This window comes from Microbacterium oxydans (genome assembly GCF_000956405.1).
GTDB classification, from domain to species: Bacteria; Actinomycetota; Actinomycetes; order Actinomycetales; family Microbacteriaceae; genus Microbacterium; species Microbacterium oxydans_C.
This window is the reverse complement of sequence record NZ_JYIV01000016.1, coordinates 1-17,840: the sequence shown is the minus strand read 5'-3', so window position 1 is coordinate 17,840 and position 17,840 is coordinate 1. Positions and strand designations below refer to the sequence as shown.

General features: G+C 68.4%; 17 protein-coding genes. 5 read left to right on the top strand and 12 right to left on the bottom strand.

Annotated features, from left to right (window positions below; all coding sequences use genetic code 11):
• Nucleotides 1-7: 7 nt before the first annotated feature.
• On the bottom strand, nucleotides 8-439 hold the full coding sequence (locus RN51_RS02805) for a DUF1761 domain-containing protein (RefSeq protein WP_045262530.1): 432 nt from the start codon (nucleotides 437-439) through the stop codon (nucleotides 8-10).
• Between the two features lie 225 nt (nucleotides 440-664).
• On the opposite strand from RN51_RS02805, the gene RN51_RS02800 reads away from it, so the two are divergent.
• Both RN51_RS02800 and RN51_RS02795 read left to right on the top strand, forming a co-directional pair.
• A complete protein-coding gene (locus RN51_RS02800; protein ID WP_045262529.1) occupies nucleotides 665-2,335 on the top strand; it encodes a glycoside hydrolase family 13 protein in 1,671 nt (556 codons plus the stop codon).
• A gap of 84 nt (nucleotides 2,336-2,419) precedes the next feature.
• Nucleotides 2,420-3,427 (top strand): LacI family DNA-binding transcriptional regulator, encoded by a 1,008-nt coding sequence (locus RN51_RS02795; protein WP_045262528.1) that lies wholly within the window; start codon nucleotides 2,420-2,422, stop codon nucleotides 3,425-3,427.
• On the opposite strand, the gene RN51_RS02790 is transcribed toward RN51_RS02795, so the two are convergent.
• On the bottom strand, nucleotides 3,424-5,070 hold the full coding sequence (locus RN51_RS02790; RefSeq protein ID WP_045262527.1) for an FAD-dependent oxidoreductase: 1,647 nt from the start codon (nucleotides 5,068-5,070) through the stop codon (nucleotides 3,424-3,426). The two genes, RN51_RS02795 and RN51_RS02790, sit on opposite strands and share 4 nt — an antisense overlap.
• 256 nt (nucleotides 5,071-5,326) lie before the next feature.
• Between RN51_RS02790 and RN51_RS02785 the strand changes: the two genes are divergently transcribed.
• A complete protein-coding gene (locus RN51_RS02785) occupies nucleotides 5,327-5,629 on the top strand; it encodes a metal-sensitive transcriptional regulator (protein ID WP_045262526.1) in 303 nt (100 codons plus the stop codon).
• Nucleotides 5,630-5,639: 10 nt separating this feature from the next.
• Here RN51_RS02785 and RN51_RS02780 read toward each other — a convergent pair whose 3' ends face one another.
• Genes RN51_RS02780 through fdxA form a run of 4 tightly spaced genes read right to left on the bottom strand, consistent with a single transcriptional unit; the run spans nucleotide 5,640 to nucleotide 8,508 of the window.
• Nucleotides 5,640-6,269, bottom strand: coding sequence for a superoxide dismutase (locus RN51_RS02780; RefSeq protein ID WP_045262525.1), 630 nt, complete (start codon nucleotides 6,267-6,269; stop codon nucleotides 5,640-5,642).
• A 36-nt stretch (nucleotides 6,270-6,305) separates the two neighbouring features.
• The gene (locus tag RN51_RS02775) at nucleotides 6,306-6,815 is read right to left on the bottom strand and encodes a flavin reductase family protein (protein WP_045262524.1); all 510 of its coding nucleotides are present in this window, start codon (nucleotides 6,813-6,815) and stop codon (nucleotides 6,306-6,308) included.
• Entirely contained in the window at nucleotides 6,812-8,185 is a 1,374-nt protein-coding gene (locus RN51_RS02770) for an FAD-dependent oxidoreductase (protein WP_045262523.1), read from the bottom strand. The genes RN51_RS02775 and RN51_RS02770 overlap by 4 nt, the downstream gene beginning before the upstream one ends.
• Nucleotides 8,182-8,508, bottom strand: a complete 327-nt coding sequence (gene fdxA / locus RN51_RS02765; RefSeq protein WP_045262522.1) for a ferredoxin — start codon at nucleotides 8,506-8,508, stop codon at nucleotides 8,182-8,184. Before fdxA ends, RN51_RS02770 begins: the two co-directional genes overlap by 4 nt.
• A 119-nt stretch (nucleotides 8,509-8,627) precedes the next feature.
• Here fdxA and soxR point away from each other — a divergent pair, with 119 nt between their 5' ends.
• Nucleotides 8,628-9,077, top strand: coding sequence for a redox-sensitive transcriptional activator SoxR (gene soxR, locus RN51_RS02760; RefSeq protein WP_045262521.1), 450 nt, complete (start codon nucleotides 8,628-8,630; stop codon nucleotides 9,075-9,077).
• A gap of 106 nt (nucleotides 9,078-9,183) precedes the next feature.
• Here soxR and RN51_RS02755 read toward each other — a convergent pair whose 3' ends face one another.
• The 6 genes from RN51_RS02755 to RN51_RS02730 form a co-directional block, all read right to left on the bottom strand.
• Nucleotides 9,184-11,430, bottom strand: a complete 2,247-nt coding sequence (locus RN51_RS02755) for a glycoside hydrolase family 3 N-terminal domain-containing protein (protein WP_045262520.1) — start codon at nucleotides 11,428-11,430, stop codon at nucleotides 9,184-9,186.
• Nucleotides 11,430-12,587, bottom strand: coding sequence for an ABC transporter permease (locus RN51_RS02750; RefSeq protein WP_052674551.1), 1,158 nt, complete (start codon nucleotides 12,585-12,587; stop codon nucleotides 11,430-11,432). Before RN51_RS02750 ends, RN51_RS02755 begins: the two co-directional genes overlap by 1 nt.
• A gap of 1 nt (nucleotide 12,588) precedes the next feature.
• Nucleotides 12,589-13,677: an ABC transporter permease gene (locus RN51_RS02745; RefSeq protein WP_045262519.1), complete on the bottom strand. Its 1,089-nt coding sequence runs from the start codon at nucleotides 13,675-13,677 to the stop codon at nucleotides 12,589-12,591.
• Entirely contained in the window at nucleotides 13,674-14,480 is an 807-nt protein-coding gene (locus RN51_RS02740) for an ABC transporter ATP-binding protein (protein WP_045262518.1), read from the bottom strand. The genes RN51_RS02745 and RN51_RS02740 overlap by 4 nt, the downstream gene beginning before the upstream one ends.
• Entirely contained in the window at nucleotides 14,477-15,301 is an 825-nt protein-coding gene (locus tag RN51_RS02735) for an ABC transporter ATP-binding protein (protein ID WP_045262517.1), read from the bottom strand. Before RN51_RS02735 ends, RN51_RS02740 begins: the two co-directional genes overlap by 4 nt.
• Nucleotides 15,302-15,372: 71 nt before the next feature.
• The gene (locus tag RN51_RS02730; RefSeq protein WP_045262516.1) at nucleotides 15,373-17,031 is read right to left on the bottom strand and encodes an ABC transporter substrate-binding protein; all 1,659 of its coding nucleotides are present in this window, start codon (nucleotides 17,029-17,031) and stop codon (nucleotides 15,373-15,375) included.
• 157 nt (nucleotides 17,032-17,188) lie between these two features.
• Here RN51_RS02730 and RN51_RS02725 point away from each other — a divergent pair, with 157 nt between their 5' ends.
• On the top strand, nucleotides 17,189-17,836 hold the full coding sequence (locus RN51_RS02725) for a TetR/AcrR family transcriptional regulator (protein ID WP_045262515.1): 648 nt from the start codon (nucleotides 17,189-17,191) through the stop codon (nucleotides 17,834-17,836).
• Nucleotides 17,837-17,840: the final 4 nt, after the last annotated feature.

Sequence of the window (17,840 nt, the reverse complement as noted above, 5' to 3'; positions counted from 1 at the left end):
CGTACGCTCAGGACGCGAGGGCCGGTGGCCATACCCCGATGATCAGCGCCATCACGACGACCGTGACCAGTTCGTGCGCGATGTTCAGCGTGGTGAGCCGGGTCGACCGGCCCTCGAAGGCGTCGTGGGTGATGAAACGTGCAGCCGTGAACCCTGCCCACAGCGTGACCGCCGTGACGACCGTGCCCCAGAAGAAGGATCCGCCGTAGAAGTGCCAGGCGATCGACGAGGCACCGGCGAGCACCCACGCCGTGATGAAGCTCACGATCACGGTGGTGACGATGGGCCACACCGCCGTCGCCGCCGGCCTGTCCATGTCGACGTTCGCGAGCTTCGACCAGCGTGTGCCGAACACCTTCGGCGCGTACCAGATCGAGCCGACGATCATGCTCGATGCGGCGGCCAGCAGGACCGCCCAATAGTTGATCTCGGGAACCATGACAGCCTCCACTCGTCGGATGCCTCACCATACTCCCGGGCGGCCTATCGTGCGGGTGACACCTGCATGATCCTGCGACAGCTGCATGACCAGGCACGCCGGAGGCTCATGCAGGTGGGGAACGATCATGCAACCGAGTAGGCCGCCCCCGAGGAAACCGGGCGCTTCGAACCGATTCGATCCCCGCTCTGGCATGAATGTAAGCGTTTGCACTAGCCTGTTCCCATGGCACAGCTTGAGCAGATCGCAGCCCCCGGTTCCGAGTGGTGGCGCAGCGCCGTCATCTACCAGATCTACCCCCGCTCCTTCGCGGACGCCTCGGGCGACGGCATCGGCGACCTGCCGGGCATCACGGGCCGCCTCGATGCTCTGCAGGAACTCGGCGTCGACGCGATCTGGCTCAGCCCGTTCATGACGAGCCCGCAGCGCGACGCCGGCTACGACGTGGCCGACTACCGCGACGTCGACCCGCTGTTCGGCACGCTCGCCGACTTCGACGACATGCTCGAAGCCGCCCATGCCCGGGACATCCGCGTGATCGTCGATCTCGTCCCCAACCACTCGTCCGACCAGCACCCCTGGTTCCAGGAGGCGCTCAAGGCCGCACCCGGCAGCCCGGAGCGTGCGCGCTACATCTTCCGCGACGGCAAGGGCGAGAACGGCGAACTGCCCCCGAACAACTGGGAGTCGGTGTTCGGCGGCGGCATGTGGCAGCGCGTGACCGAGGCAGACGGCACCCCCGGCCAGTGGTACCTGCACATCTTCGACGCCACGCAGCCCGACTTCGACTGGAACAACGAAGAGGTGCAGGAGGAGTTCCGCTCGATCCTGCGCTTCTGGCTCGACCGTGGTGTCGACGGCTTCCGGGTCGACGTGGCCCACGGCATGATCAAGACCGAGGGCCTGCCCGACTACACACCCCCGAGCGACGCGGACTCCATGGGCGGCGGCGAGTCGAACGTGCCTTACTGGGGCCAGGACGGCGTGCACGAGATCTACCGCGACTGGCACAAGGTGCTCGCCGAGTACGACGGCGACCGCGCCCTCTGCGGCGAGGCCTGGATGCCCACCCTCACGCAGACCGCGCTCTGGGTGCGCCCGGACGAGATGCACCAGACCTTCAACTTCCCGTACCTGATGACGGAGTGGGACGCGAAGAAGCTCGGCGACGTGATCCGCGAATCGCTGGACGCGTTCGGCGAGGTCGGCGCTCCGAGCACGTGGGTGCTGTCGAACCACGATGTGGTGCGCCACGCGACCCGCCTCGCCCTCACCTCCGACAACCCCCAGGGCGAGGGCATCGGCCCGAACACCCCGGACAAGCCGGACACCGCGACCGGACTCGCTCGCGCCCGCGCCGCGACGACTCTGATGCTGGCCCTGCCCGGTTCTTCGTACCTCTACCAGGGCGAAGAGCTCGGACTGCCCGAGGCGATGGAGATCCCCGACGAGTACCGTCAGGACCCGACCTGGTTCCGCACGAACGGTGCCCGATACGGACGCGACGGGTGCCGCGTGCCTCTCCCCTGGAACGCAGAGGCTCCGGCCTTCGGCTTCAACGACACCGGACTGTCGTGGCTGCCCCAGCCCGCCGACTGGGCGGCATACGCCCGCGATGTGGAGGAGGTCGACCCCGCGTCGACGCTCGCGCTGTACAAGCGCCTGCTCGCCGGGCGTCGTGAGCACGGCTTCGGCAGCGGATCGCTGGTGTGGGAGGACGCTGGTCCCGACGCGGTGGCGTTCCGCCGTGGCGACGTGCACGTGGTCGCGAACCTCGGCACCGACCCGATCGAGCTGCCGGCCGACGCCCTGGTGATCCTGCAGAGTCAGCCGTTCGAAGGAGCGGCCGTCCCGGTCGACACCGCCGTCTGGTACACCTCCGCAACCCACGCCTGACACCCCCTCCGGTCGCGGTTGCTGTCGCTCACCTCCCCGTGAAGCGACAGCTACCGCGACCGGAGCTTTTCGACAGAGGAAGCCATGGCCAGCATCGATGAGGTCGCCCGGCTCGCCGGAGTCTCCACCGCGACCGTCTCGCGCGCACTGAGCGGGCGCGGCCACGTGTCCGATTCCGCGAAGGAGCGGGTGCAGGCCGCGGCGCAGACCCTCGGCTACGTGGTGTCGTCCCGCGCGTCGAGCCTGGCATCGGGTCGCACCCGCAACGTCGGGGTCATCGTCCCGTTCCTCGACCGGTGGTTCTTCAGCACGGTGCTCTCCGGCGTCTCGGCCGCGCTCATGCGCGAGGGCTACGACATCACGCTGTACAACATCACCGCCGACAAGGACGTGCGCCGACACGTGTTCGACACCTTCCTGCGGCGGCAGCGAGTGGACGCCGTGATCGCGGTGTCGATCGAGCTCGACGAGGACGAGACGCAGTATCTGCTCGACCTCGGGCTTCCCGTGATCGCGATCGGCGGTCCGAACCCGAAGCTCGACACCATGACCGTCGACGATGTCGCCGTCGCGCAGCTGGCCACCGAGCACTTGATCGGCCTCGGCCACACCGACATCGCGCACATCGGAGCCAACCCCGAGTTCGACATCGACTTCCACATCCCGACCAACCGTCGCCTGGGCTTCGAGAAGGCTCTCGCCACGGCGGGGATCCCCCTGAACCACGCCTTCCTCGAACCCGCCGACTTCACGGTGGAGGGCGGCTACCGGGCGGCGAAGCAGCTGCTCGGCCGACCGGGACCCCGTCCGACCGCCGTCTTCGCGGCATCGGACGAGATGGCCATCGGCGCGCTGCTCGCGGCCCGCGACCTCGGCTTCAGCGTGCCGGACGAGCTGTCGATCGTGGGCATCGACGGACACGAGCTCGGCGAGTTCTTCCGCCTCACCACCGTCGACCAGTTCCCGCTGGGACAGGGTGAGCGCGCAGCGGACGCCGTGCTGGCGAAGCTCGCCACCCCCGATGCGGTGCACATCCCGTCGGCGTTGCCGTACGAGTTGAACGTGCGCGGGACAACAGCGCGGCTGGTCTAGCCGGGGAGCACGACGGCGTCACGCCAGGTGCGATAGCCTCCGTCGAGATTGCGCGCCGCGACGCCCCGCTGCCGGAGGAGCCGCGTGGCGATGTGTCCGCGCAGACCGACCTGGCAATGCACGAGGATCGGTCCGTCCGGCAGCTCCTCGGATCGGTCCCTGAGCTCGTCGAGCGGCACGTTGACGGCGCCGGGGATCGCTCCGGATCCGTGCTCCGCCGGCGAACGCACATCGATAAGGGTCGCGCCCGCCCGCAGCTCGGCATCGAGCTCATGCCATTGGATCGTGGGAGTCATCCCCGTCCGGGTGTTCTCTGCGACATAGCCGAGGATGTTCACCGCATCCTTGGCCGAGCCGAACTGCGGCGCATAGGCCAGCTCGAGATGCGCGAGCTCGGCGGCCGGGAGTCCGGCCTGCATCGCAGTGGCCACCACGTCGATCCGCTTGTCGACGCCGTCCCGCCCCACGACCTGCACGCCGAGGATGGCGTCGGAGGTCGGATCGGCGAGCAGCTTCATCGACAGCGTCTCGGCACCGGGGTAGTACCCGGCGTGCGACCCGGGGTGCACGTGCACCGCGTAGAAGTCGCGCCCCGCCGCACGGAGCTGCTGCTCGCTCCACCCTGCCTTCGCCGCCGTGACACCGAACACCCGGACGATGCCGGTGCCGAGAGCGGGTCGCGCGGTCTCGGCCCGCCCCGCGATGAGGTCGGCCACCATGCGTCCGTGACGGTTCGCGAGACCCGCCATCGTGATGAGCGCCGCCTCCCCGCCCACGAGATCGTGCTTCTCCACACCGTCGCCCACCGCGAACACGTCGGGAGCACTCGTGCGACACATCGAGTCGACCTCGATGCCCCCGGTCGAGCCGATCCGGATGCCGGCACCCTCCGCCAGCGCGGTCTCAGGGACGACTCCTGCCGCGTCGATCACGAGGGCCGCGGGAACCGAGGTGCCGTCGCTCAGCGTGACAACCCCCTGGGCAGAGCCGACGACCTCGACGCCGAGGCGCACGTCGACGCCGTGCGCACGGACCTCCGCCGCGATCGGGGCGGCCATCTCCGCATCGAGTGGCGTGAGCAGTCGGGGGCCGCGCTGCACGAGAGTGACTGACGCACCGCGCGCGACGAGGTTCTCGACCGCCTCCAGACCCGTGTAGCCCCCACCGACGACCACGATCGGGACGCCCGCCCTCGAGAGAGCGGCATCGATGGCATCCGCATCCTCGACGGTGCGCAGGCTGCGCACCGGGATGCCGGACGTGGGCGCCGCGCGACGCGGTCGGGCCCCCGTGGCGAGGATGAGAGTGTCGTAGTGCTGTACGAAACGATGACCCGCTTCGAGGTCCACGACCTCGACCACCTTGTGTGTGGTGTCGATGCGCACCACATCGTGGCGCACGCGCACGTCGAGCCGGAAGCGATCATGCAGAGACGCGGGCGTCTGCAGGAGCAGCGAATCGCGCTCGGCGATCACCCCGCCGACGTAGTAGGGCAGGCCGCAGTTCGCGTAGGAGACCTCCGGCCCTCGCTCGAAGACCGTGATCTCTGCGTTCTCGTCGAGGCGACGCAGACGTGCGGCGGCCGACATCCCACCGGCGACACCGCCCACGATGACGACCCGGAGTCGTTCGGCGGTGGTCATCGCTGGAACAGCCTCGAGAAGAAGCCGCCCTGAGCCGGTTCGGCGGTGTGCCCCGTGCACCATTGCGCCGCCGGCACTGTCCGACGCACGGACTCGACGTGCTGTCCGCAGCCCGCCCAGGTGGTCTTGCCGCAGGTCTTGCAACGAACCGCTCGACACATCTTCTTGCTCCTCACTGATACCCCGGTGGGTATTCGAGAGGAAACTATACCCCAGGGGGTATAGTTGTTCGCACAGCAGCCGTTCAGGGAGCCACATGACATCCGCAGATGCCGAGACCCAGCGCAAGATCGCCAACCGCCTCAAGCGCGCCCAAGGCCAACTCGGCGCCGTGATCGCCGCTGTCGAAAGGGGCGACGAGTGCCGGACTGTGGTCACCCAGCTCGCCGCCGTCATCTCCGCCCTCGACAAGGCCGGGTTCCAGATCATCGCCTCCGCCATGAAGGACTGCCTGACCGACACCGAGGCCACCTCGGGTGACACCGACACGGAAGCGGCCACCGACACCGCAGGGGTGTCGATGGCCGAACTGGAGAAGCTCTTCCTCTCCCTCGCCTGACGCGGAGCGGTCAGCTTGCGACGATGAGACCCTTCGTCGCGGTGCGCGCAGCCTCGAAGCGGCGCTGCACGTCGGGCCAGTTCACGAGGTTCCAGAACGCCTTGACGTAGTCGGCGCGCACGTTGAGGTAGTCGAGGTAGTAGGCGTGCTCCCAGACGTCGAGCTGCAGCAGCGGCGTCACACCGAGCGGCGCGTTCCCCTGCTGGTCGAACAGCTGGAAGATCACGGGGCGGGCGCCCACGCTGTCCCAGGCGAGCACGGCCCAACCCGATCCCTGCACGCCGAGCGCGGTCGCGGTGAAGTGCGCGCGGAAGGCGTCGATCGAGCCGAAAGCATCGACGAGTGCAGCTTCGAGCTCGCCCTCCGGAGCTCCGCCGCCCTCGGGTGAGAGGTTCTGCCAGAACACCGAGTGGTTGATGTGGCCGCCGAGGTTGAACGCGAGGTCCTTCTCGAGCTTGTTGACGTTCGCGAGGTCACCGGCGCTGCGGGCGGCGGCGAGCTGCTCCAGCGCGGTGTTCGCACCCGTCACATACGCCTGGTGGTGCTTGGAGTGGTGCAGCTCCATGATCTTGCCGGAGATGTGCGGCTCGAGCGCGGAGTAGTCGTAGGGCAGCTCGGGGAGTGTGTAGAGAGTGGACATGACGTCTTCCTTTCGATGGTGCGGTCAGGGTGCGGATCAGTGCTCTGGGTCGTGCGGGAGCGAGTGGAAACGGCGGTCGAGGTAGACCAGAGGACGCCCAGACGGACCGGACAGCACCTCGATGACCTCGGCGATGACCACGGTCGACGACCCCACTGCGACGGTCTCGATGGTGCGACACCGCAGCGCCGCTCTGGCCTCGGGGAGGTGCGGTTCTCCGGTCGGCAGCGTCGCCCACCCCTGCTCGGGGGTGAAGCGCTCGGACCCACTGACCGCAAAGCTCTGCGCGAGTTCGGAGTGCTCGTCGTCGATCAGGTGCACCACGAAGGTGTCGGCCCCGAGGATCGCTCCCGCGGACCCCGTGGCCCTGGTCACGGAGAACACGATCGCCGCCGGGTCGACCGCGACGGATGCGACGCTCGACGCCGTGAGGCCGACCGGTCCGTCCGGAGTGCTGGCGGTGATGATGGCGACGCCGGCGGGATGCGTGCGGAACGCAGCCTTGAGCCCTTCGCCGACCGGGGTGGGCACGGGTGTCGCGGTCATCGACCGACCTCCATCATCTGTTCCTGCTTCGCATGTGCCACCATCTCCTGGCGCTCGACGATCTTCGTCCGCTCGCGGCCACGCGCAGCTCCCGCGTCGCGCTCCGCCGCGTCGATGCGCAACCAGCCGTCGAGGTCGACCGCGTGCGAGAGATGGGCGACCGGGTCGGCGTCCCGCGCTTCTCGCTCGACGGATGCGAGGTCGTCGACGACATGGCCGATGGTCTGCGCGGCGTCCGACTTGGTCGAGCCGATGAGTCCGACAGGCCCGCGCTTGATCCAGCCCGTGGCATAGAGCCGCGGGATGGGGTCGCCCTGCGCGTCGACGACGCGACCTTCGATATGCGGCACGACTCCGAGCGTAGTGTCGAACGGCACCCCCGGCACGGGCGTCGATCGATACCCCACAGCGCGGTAGACCGCTCCGACGTCGTAGCGCAGCAGCTCGCCTGTGCCGACCATGCGACCGAGCTCGTCGGACGCGGTGCGCTCCATCTCGATGCCGGTCACGGTGTCGGTGCCGAGCAGACGCACCGGGCGCTGGCGCAGGTGCAGGTGGATGCGGCGCGAGGCCGTGCGGGCCGCGGGGTCGATGGCCGCCCACTCGGTCATGGTGCGCACGATGATGCGCCGCTGCGAGAACTGCGCGACCATCCTCTCGGCGTGCTCGTCGAGAGCGACTTCTTCGGGGTCGACGATCACATCGACATCGTCCTGCTCCGCGAGCTCGCGCAACTCCATCGCCGAGAACCGCACATCTGCCGGTCCTCGCCGAGCGAAGAGGTGCACATCGCGCAACGGGCTGGCGGCGAGCTGCTCGAGCACGGCGTCAGGAGTGTCGGTGTGGGTCAGCGCCGAGGCGTGCTTGGCCAGGATCCTCGTGACATCGAGCGCGACGTTGCCGGCCCCGAGCACCGCGACCGACTCGGCGGCGAGCGGCCAGGTACGCGGCGCATCGGGGTGCCCGTCGTACCAGGCCACGAAGTCGGCGGCGCCGAACGAGCCGGGCAGATCGATGCCGGGGATGTCGAGCGCGACATCGAGGTCGGCGCCCGTCGCCACGATCACGCCGTCGTATGCGGCACGCAGATCGTCGATCCCGATGTCGACGCCGATCTCGACGTTGCACCGCAGCCGGATGCGCGGGTTCACGAGCACCTCGTGCAGTGCATCGGTGATCTTCCGGATGCGCGGATGGTCGGGCGCGACGCCGTAGCGGACGAGACCGTAGGGTGCCGGGAGCTTCTCGAACAGGTCGATGGCCGCCGTGGGGATGCGGTCGAGCAGGATGTCGGCGGCGTAGATGCCCGCAGGGCCCGCTCCCACGATGGCGATGCGCGGCTCCGTGGAGGGGGAACCGGCGGCGGTCATGCGTGCTCTCCCTGGGGCGCGAGCGCGGCGATGATCGGGTGGTCGAAGGCAAGCATGCCCGTCTTCGCGGCACCGCCGGGAGACCCGATCTCATCGAAGAACTCGACGTTGGCCTTGTAGTAGTCCTGCCACTCGTCGGGCAGGTCGTCTTCGTAGAAGATCGCCTCGACGGGACAGACGGGTTCGCAGGCGCCGCAGTCCACGCACTCGTCCGGGTGGATGTAGAGCGAGCGTTCGCCCTCGTAGATGCAGTCGACGGGGCATTCGTCGATGCAGGCCTTGTCCTTCACATCGACGCACGGCAGGGCGATCACATAGGTCATCGCAGGGTCTTCGTTCGGGTCACGTTGTCCTCGTTCGGGTCGATCAGCCCTTGCCGGGCCATCTGACTACCGTAAAACCTCAAGTACACTTGAGGTCAAATCGAAGGAAAGGCGGCCTGATGAGTCCGCATGCGCCCGACGAGCCGCTCACGATCGGCGAGATGACCCGACGCACCGGAGTCGCCGCTTCCGCGCTGCACTTCTACGAGACCCTCGGGCTCATCGCGTCGACCCGCACCCCGGGCAACCAACGCCGCTACGCACGACACATGCTGCGCCGCGTCTCGCTCATCACCGTCGCCAAGCGCCTCGGCATCCCGCTCTCCGACGTGCAGACGGCCTTCGCCGACGTGCCGCTGACCGAGACCCCGAGCCACGAGGACTGGCAGCGGGCCTCCCGCCGCTGGAAGCGTGAGCTGGAGAAACGTCGCGAGGGCATCGAACGCTTGGAACGCGAACTCACCGGCTGCATCGGCTGCGGCTGCCTGTCGATGAAGGCCTGCGGACTGCTCAACCCCGACGACGCGCTCGGAACGCAAGGCGCCGGTCCGCAGCGACTGCAGGACTAGGGCCCACTCCCCTGCGAACGCAGCGAGACCCACTCCCGCCGCCGAGACCCATCGCCGCATGCGTCGGCGGGAGTGGGTCTGGGCGAGGAGAGTGGGTCTCGACGGTTCAGCGCACCTCGAAGTCCGCGGAGAGGAGCACCTCATCGCGGGAGCTCGGGCCGACCAGCAGCTCGAACGTGCCGGCCTCGACCAGACGCGTGCCCGCGGCGTCGACGATCGTGCAGTCGGACACCGGCAGCTCGAGCTGCACCCGCACGGACTCGCCCGGAGCGAGGTCGACCTGGCGGAAGGTCTTGAGCTCCTTGTCGGTCCAGCTCACGCTGGTCACGGAGTCGCGCACATACACCTGCACGGTCTCGCGAGCAGGTCGGTCGCCGGTGTTCGACACCGTGACGTGCCCGACGATCGTGTCGGACTCCCCCAACGAGGTCTCCTCCAGCACGAGGTCCGAGTACTCCACAGTGGTGTACGACAGGCCCTCTCCGAACGCCCAGGTCGGCGACTGCGTGAGGTCGGCGTAGCGGTCGCCGTGCTGTCCGCGGATCTGGTTGTAGTACGTCGGCTGCTGACCCACGTGGCGGGCGAAGGAGATCGGCAGACGCCCGGACGGCTCGGCCGCCCCGGAGATGATCTCGGCCAGCGCACGCCCGCCCTGCATGCCGGGGTTCGCCGCCCAGATCACGGCTGCCGCCTTCGACGCGGACGCCGGGAGCACGAGCGGCTTCGAGGCGAGCAGCACGATCACGACGGGCTTCCCGGTCGCGATGAGCGCATCGATCAGGGCGTTCTGCCCACCGATGAGCTCGAGGGTCGCGGTGGAGCGGCCCTCGCCGACGAGCTCGATCCGGTCGCCGACGACCGCCACGACGACGTCGGACTCCGCAGCGGCAGCCACAGCCTCCGCGATCAGCGCGGCATCGGGCTCGCAGGCCCGCACGACCGGGGGACGGGGCTGCTTGTCGGGGAAGAATGCCCCCTGCGGGTCTTCCTCGAGCGTGAGGATGTCGGCGCCGCGGGTGTGCGTGACGCTCCAGCCGTCGATCGCCTGCAGCCCGTCGAGCACGGTCGTGATCATCTCGCGGGGCTGACCGTCGAGCCATCCCGCCTGCCCGGACCCGCCGGCCCAGTCGCCGAGCTGAGTCTGCGCGTCGTCGGCGAGCGGTCCGGTGACCGTGACCTTCAGGGAAGCCGCAGGGTCGAGGGGCAGCACACCGTCGTTCTCGAGCAGCACGAGCGAGCGGCGGGCGACCTCGAGGTTCAGCTGCGCGTGCTCCGCGCTGCCCACCACGGCGTCGAGCTCGGTGCCGGGCAGACGAGGGTTCTCGAACAGGCCGAGTTCGAACTTGAGGGTGAGGATGCGGGCAGCCGCCGCATCGAAGGCGTCCTCGTCGAGCATGCCCTTCGCCACCGCGTCCAGCGCTCCTTCGAAGAAGCCCGGCGTGGTCATGATCATGTCGTTGCCGGCGCGCACGGCCGCCGCGGCCGCGTGCGTGATGTCGGGCTGGATCCGCTGCTCCCACACCATGCGGCCGACGTTGTCCCAGTCGGTGATGAGCGTGCCGGTATAGCCCCACTCCCCGCGCAGCACGTCGCTGAGCAGCCAGTCGTTGGTGGTGATCGGCACGCCGTCGGTGGTCTGGTAGCCGAGCATGAACGTCCGGCAGCCCTCGCGGGCCACGCGCTCGAACGGCGGCAGGAACCACGAGCGCAACTTGCGGCGGGAGATGTCCGCCTCGCTCGCGTCGCGCCCACCCTGGGTCTCGGAGTACCCGGCGAAGTGCTTGGCCGTGGCGAGGATGGCCGTGGGGTCGTCGAGTCCCTCGCCCTGGTAGCCGCGCACCATCGCCGAGGCCAGCTCGCCGATGAGGAATGGGTCCTCGCCGAAGGTCTCGTCGATACGGCCCCAGCGCAGATCGCGGGCGATGCACAGCACGGGCGAGAACGTCCAGTGGATGCCGGTCACCGCGACCTCCTCGGCCGTGGCGCGGGCGACGCGTTCCACGAGCTCGGAATCCCACGACGCGGCCATGCCGAGCTGCGTGGGGTAGATGGTCGCCCCGGGCCAGAACGAGTGCCCGTGGATGCAGTCCTCGCCCACCAGCAGCGGGATGCGGAGCCGGGTCTGCGCCGTGAGCTCGTTCGCCCGCAGGATGCGCTCGGGAGAGGTGTGCAGGATCGACCCCGCGTGCCGACGGGCGATGTGGTCGTCGATGTCGTCGCGGGCGTCGAGCTGGAGCATCTGCCCGACCTTCTCCTCCAGCGTCATGCGGCTGAGGAGGTCCGCCACGCGCTCGGGGATCGAGAGGGCGGGGTCCTGGTACGGAAGCTGCGTGGTCAGAGTCTGAGAGGTCATCACTTCGTGTTCTGGTTCGTGTTCGGTGTCGAGGTCTTCGAGGAGTCGGTCGTGTCGGTCGTGTCGGAAGCGCCCGACGAGGTCGCCGACGATACGGGATCGGGTGCCTTCTTCGGCAGGGGCACGCTGCGGACCACCGTGACGGCGTCGTTCACGTTCAGCCCCTTCTTCTTCATCGCCCTGGCCCGCTCTCCGGCCGACCGCAGCCTCGGATTGACGTACTCGTCGATGCCGAAGTTGATGAGCGAGAGCGCGACGCCGATGATCGCGATGCACAGCCCTGCCGGCACGTACCACCACCACAGCCGCGGGAAGGCGCCGTTCTGCTGCGCCCAGAAAAGGATGGTGCCCCAGTTCAGGTTGCTGACCGGGATCACGCCGATGAAGGCCAGGGTCGTGAGCCCGAGGATGGCCGCGGTCACGGTGCCGACGAAGCTCGAGGCGATGAGCGCCATGAGGTTCGGGAGCATCTCGACCGTGATGATGCGGCGCAGCGGCTCGCCGTTCGCGCGGGCGGCCTGGATGAAGTCGCGGTTGCGCAGCGACATGGTCTGCGCACGGAGCACGCGGGCACCCCATGCCCATCCCGTTATCCCGAGCACCGCGGCGATCACGATCAGCGGCGGGTTCTCGAACTGCGAGGCGATGATGATGATGAGCGGGATGCCGGGGATCACCAGGAACACGTTGGTCAGCGCCGAGAGCGATTCGCTCTTCCAGCCGCGCACGTAGCCGGCGATCACGCCGATCGTGATCGCGATGATCGTGGCGATGAACGCCGCGAGGAAGCCGACGACGATCACCCCGCGGGTGCCGTAGATGATCTGGCTCAAGACGTCTTCGCCCATGTGCGTCGTGCCCAGCCAGTGCTCCCAGGAGGGCGGCTGACGCAGCGCCGTGCGGTCCTTCTGGGTCGGCCCGTACGGGGCGATCCACGGGGCGAGGATCGCGATGAGCACGAACACCCCGAGGATGATGAGCCCGGCGATCGACTTGGGGTTGCGGAACATCGCGAACGCCTGCGCGAGCTGCGACCAGAAGGTCTTGCGCGGTGGCGTTCCCGCCGGCGGGGTGCGCAACGTGGCGGTCTCTGGCATGCCGGAGACGACGGCCGATCCGTCCGGCGCCGTGGTCGCTGCGGTGGTGGGAACGGTCATGTCAGGACTCCATCTGGCGCGTGCGCGGGTCGAGGTAGGCGTAGACGACATCGGCGAGGATGTTGGCCACGAGCACCGACAGCGTGATCACGAGGAACACGCCCTGCATGAGGGCGAAGTCCTTGGCGTTGGTCGCGTCGAGCAGCAGCTTGCCGACACCCGGATAGCTGAAGACCATCTCCATGACGATCGTGCCGCCGACGATGAAGCCGATCGACAGCGCGAAGCTCTGGATCTGCGGCAGCACCGCGTTGCGGGCGGCGTAGCCCCAGAGCACCCGCTTGTTGGGCATGCCCTTCGCCTGCGCGACCGTGATGTAGTCGTCGTCGAGCACCGTCAGCATCATGTTGCGCATGCCGAGCACCCAGCCGCCGAGCGAGGCGACCACGATGGTCAGTGCCGGGAGCGTGCCGTGCATGATCACCTGGCCGATGAAGTCGAGACTCCATTCCGGCGACTGCCCCTTGTCGTAGGCGTGCGAGGACGGGAACCACTTCAGGGTCGAGGAGAAGATCGCGATCGCGATGAGTCCCAGCCAGAAGTACGGGATCGTGTTGAAGAACGTCGTCACCGGGATGATCGCGTCGAGCCTGCTTCCCCGCTTCCATCCGACGACGGCTCCGAGCAGCGTGCCGATCGCGAACGAGATGATGGTCGCGATGCCGACCAGCCCGAGCGTCCAGGGCAGGGCGGCGGCGAGCACCTCGGCGACGGGCCGCAAACCGTGCAGGGTCGAGATGCCGAGGTCGCCGCGCAGCAGCATCCCCCAGTACTCGAGGTACTGCTGCCAGATCGAGGTGTCGGTGTCGATGCCGAGCAGCACGCGCAGGGCATCTGCCGCCTCGGGGCTCACGGTGCGGTTGCGCGCGAGATACGAGCTGACCGCATCGCCCTTCATGAGGCGGGGCAGGAAGAAGTTGATCGTGATCGCTGCCCAGAGCGTGAACAGGTAGAACGCCGCACGGCCGGCGAAGAAGCGCCACGGCACCGGCCGCCTGGTGCGCTCTGCCTTGGTCGCCGTCGTGCCGACCTCGAGGGCATCGCGGGCGACGAGGTCGTTGTCGTCGAGCTGGGGGAATGCGGTGCTCACAGCGCGCCTCCGTTCGATGCCGCTGCGGCGAAATGCTTCTCCGGATCGGGAGAGGCCGCGCGCAGTTCGCGGGTGTAGGGGTCCTGCGGGTCGAGGATCACGTCGTCTGCGGTGCCGTACTCGACCACGCGCCCCTGGTTGAGGACCATGATCTCGTCGCTGAAGTGACGGGCCGTGGCCAGGTCGTGCGTGATGTAGAGCACGCCTAGTCCCTCTTCGCGCTGCAGGTCGGCGAGCAGGTTCAGCACGCCGAGCCGGATGGAGACGTCGAGCATCGACACCGGCTCGTCGGCGACGAGGAGCGAGGGACGCGAGGCCAGGGCACGGGCGATGGCCACACGCTGACGCTGACCACCCGACAGCTCGTGGGGGCGGCGGTCGATCACCGCGTCCGCATCGAGGCGCACCCGGTCGAGGAGTCGGCGCACCTCGTTCTCGGTGTCCTTCTTGGGCACCACATCGTCGAGGCGGATGGGCCGCTCCAGGTGGTAGCGGATCGAGTGGTAGGGGTTGAGCGAGGCGAACGGATCCTGGAACACCATCCGCAGCTGCTGGCGGTACTTTCGCAGGCCCTTGCCGCGGCGCGGGATGGGCGTGCCGTCGAGCAGCACCTCGCCGCTGGTCGGGGTCTCGAGCTGGGTGAGGATCTTCGCGATCGTGGACTTGCCGCTGCCGGACTGTCCGACCAGGCCGATCGTCTGGCCCGACGTCAGGGTGAAGCTCACGTCGTCGAGGGCTTTGATCTGCCCTGCACCTCGGACGTTGTAGGCCTTCGTGACGTGGCGGAATTCGAGGGTGGTCATCGCACCAGCACCCCTCTCTCCCCGGTGAGCCGGGGGAACGACGACAGCAGCGTCTTCGTGTACTCGTGCTCCGGCTGCGTCCAGATGCGCTCTGCCGTATCGAGCTCGATGATCTCGCCTTCGCGCATGATCGCGATCCGGTCGCTGATCTCCAGCAGGAGCGGCAGGTCGTGGGTGATGAAGATCACCGAGAAGCCGAACTCGTGCCGCAGCTGCGAGATCTGCTTGAGGATCTCCCGCTGCACCAGCACGTCGAGCGCGGTCGTCGGCTCGTCCATGACCATCAGCTGCGGACGCAGCGCCAGGGCCATGGCGATCATGACGCGCTGACGCATGCCGCCGGAGAGCTCGTGCGGGAAGGAGCGCACACGCTGACGGCCGACCTTGACGATCTCGAGCAGCTCCTCGGCCTCGGCACGCCGCTGCTTGCGGTTCATGTCGGGGCGGTGGATCTCGAACACGTCCTCCAGCTGCGAGCCGATCGTCGCCACGGGGTTGAGGGCGTTCATCGCGCCCTGGAACACCATCGACACCTTGTCCCAGCGGAACCGCTGCATCGCGTCGACGTCGAGCGCGTTGATGTCGACGTCGATGCCGGTCGCATCGTGGAAGGTGACGCTGCCACCCGTGATCACGGCCGGGGCACGCAGCAGGCGCTGCACACCGTAGGCGAGCGTGGTCTTGCCGCATCCGCTCTCCCCGGCGAGGCCGAGGATCTCGCCGCGCTGCAGTTCGAGGGTCACGTTCTTCACCGCCTCGACGGGCGGATCGACGTCGTACACGACGGAGAAGTCGCGCACGGTGAGCAGGGGATCTGGCATGGGGTGTCCTTCGTCGACCTGGTGGGGAGCCCGAGCCGTGTGACCGGACCGGGCTCCCCTTCGGGTGGTGCTTACTCGGCGGGCTTCAGCTTCGTGAGGATCTGCACGATGTTCGGCTGCGTCGGGTCGGCGGACGCGTAGGTGTCGGTCTCCGACGGCCAGCCGACGTAGTTGCGCGTGTTGAACTCACCCAGCAGCGGGTGGGCGCCCAGCGGGATGGCCGGCACCTGCTCCGAGAAGATCGTCTGCAGCGTGTCGATCGCGGTGGTGCGCTCCTCGTCGGACGAGGCGTTGGCGTAGGTGTTCAGCGCAGCGGTCGCCTCCGGGTCGTCGAAGCGGCCGAAGTTGAAGCCGGCCTTGCCCTCGGGCGAGATCCAGCGCGGGTCCATGGTCGACGTGTAGAGACCGTATGCGGTGCCGCTGTCCTCCAGCCAGTGGATGATCGCCGAGAACGTGCCGTTGTCGCGGGGATCGGCCCAGCCGCCCCAGTCGGGCATGTCGATCTTGACCTCGGCGCCGATGCTGTCCTTCACGTCCTCGGCGATGAGCTCCTGCGCGGTGTTCCAGTCGCTCCAGCCGGACGGGACGGAGAGCGTGAAGGAGACGGGCGTGCCGTCGGGGTCCATCAGGGCGTCGTCCTTCCAGGTGTAGCCGGCGGTCTCCAGCAGGCCACGCGCCTTCTCGGCGTCGACCTTGTAGTCGACGCCCTGGAACTCGGGCTGGATCTCGTCTTCGAGGATCGACGACAGACCGGTGACCGACCAGACGGCCTCGCTGGCGCCCTCGCGCGCGATGTCGACGTAGGCGTCGCGGTCGATCACCCAGGCGAGCGCCTGACGGAAGGCCGGGTCGTCGAACGGCTTCTGCTGCAGGTTCATGAACAGCGTGGCAGAGCCGGTGGTCGGCGAGGCGAGGAACTGGTTGTGCTCGGGGTCGGCCGAGATGAACTGCTCCTGGATCTGCGGGATGAACGCCTGCGCCCAGTCGGCGTCGCCGTTCGCGAGGGCCGTGGTGAGGGCGGTGTTGTCGCCGTACGAGACGTAGTGCAGCTCCGGCACGGCGAGGTCGCCGCCCCAGTAGTCGTCGCGCGCGTCGAGCGTGACCGACTCGGTCGACCAGTTCGCCATCGCGTAGGGGCCGGTGCCGACGAGGTCGTCGCCCTTGACGGGGTCGGTGGCCGGGTCGTCGAAGTTCTCCCAGATGTGCTTGGGGACGATCGGCACGTGCAGCACGCGTGCCTGGTTGACGTACTTGGAGTCGCCGAAGCTCAGCACGACCTTGTCACCGTCGACCTCGGCGCCCTCGAACTTGAGGCCGGCGGTGTCGAGGGCGGGGATCGAGGCGGTCTCGAAGGAGAAGACGATGTCCTCGGCCGTGAACGGCTCGCCGTCGCTCCAGGTGACGTCGGCGCGGGGGACGACCGTGAGCTGCGTGTAGTCGTCGTTCCACTCGAGGCTCTCGGCGAGCCACGGCGTGACACCGCGGTCGCCGGTCTGGTTCACGAGGGCCAGGGTCTCGAACACGACCTTGGCGTAGCCGTACTTCGACGCGGCGGAGTCGCCGACGAACGGGTTGTTCGACTCGGTGGTGATCGCGCCGTCCGGCTTGGCGATGGTGAGGGATGCGGAACCGCCGTCAGCGGATCCACCGCCCGCCGAACAGCCGGCGAGGGCTGACACGCCGAGTGCGGTGATCGCGGTCGCGGCGATCAGAGACTTTCTGAGCTTCATTGCTTCTCCTAGGCACGGGTCTTTGTGCTGTGTCGCCGGCGGACGGGGGCCCGCCGGCCATCGTGATTTGCTTACTGTCGAGAAAGTAAGCTTCCGTGAGGTTACCGAGTAGTAAGTTTGACCGCAAGCACAGTCCCACGATGGAGAGGAGGCCGCGGTGGCAGACAGCGACCAGACAGTACGCGTGCGCCCGGCGACGCTCGAGAAACGCGAGCAGATCCTCAAGGCCGCGATCGAGATCTTCGGAAACAAGGGCTCGACCAACGGGACCCTGGCAGACGTCGCCGAGCAGGTCGGCATCACGCACGCCGGAGTGCTGCACCACTTCGGTTCGAAGCAGAAGCTCCTGCTCGAGGTGCTCGCCTACCGCGACAGAGACGACGTCGCAGGCCTCGCCCAGAAGCACATCCCCGGAGGACCGGAGCTGTTCCTGCACCTCGTGCGCACCGCCTTCACGAACGAGAAGCGACCGGGCATCGTGCAGGCGTACACGGTGCTCTCCGCGGAATCCGTCACCGACGAGCATCCTTCGCGCCCGTTCTTCGACGACAGGTACACGACGCTGCGGCGCGAGGTCGCCGACGCGTTCCACGAGCTGTGCGCCCAGGAGGGCGTGCGCGATCCTGACTCCGTCGCCGCGGCCTCTGCGGCGATCCTCGCGGTGATGGACGGGCTGCAGCTGCAGTGGCTCCTGCGCCCGGAGGCGATCGAGCTCGGCGCGACCAGCGAGTTCGCGATCCGGGCGATCGTCAACGGCGTGCTGCACCCCGGCCCGGAGCTCACGACCTACGTCCACCCCTCCTGACCCC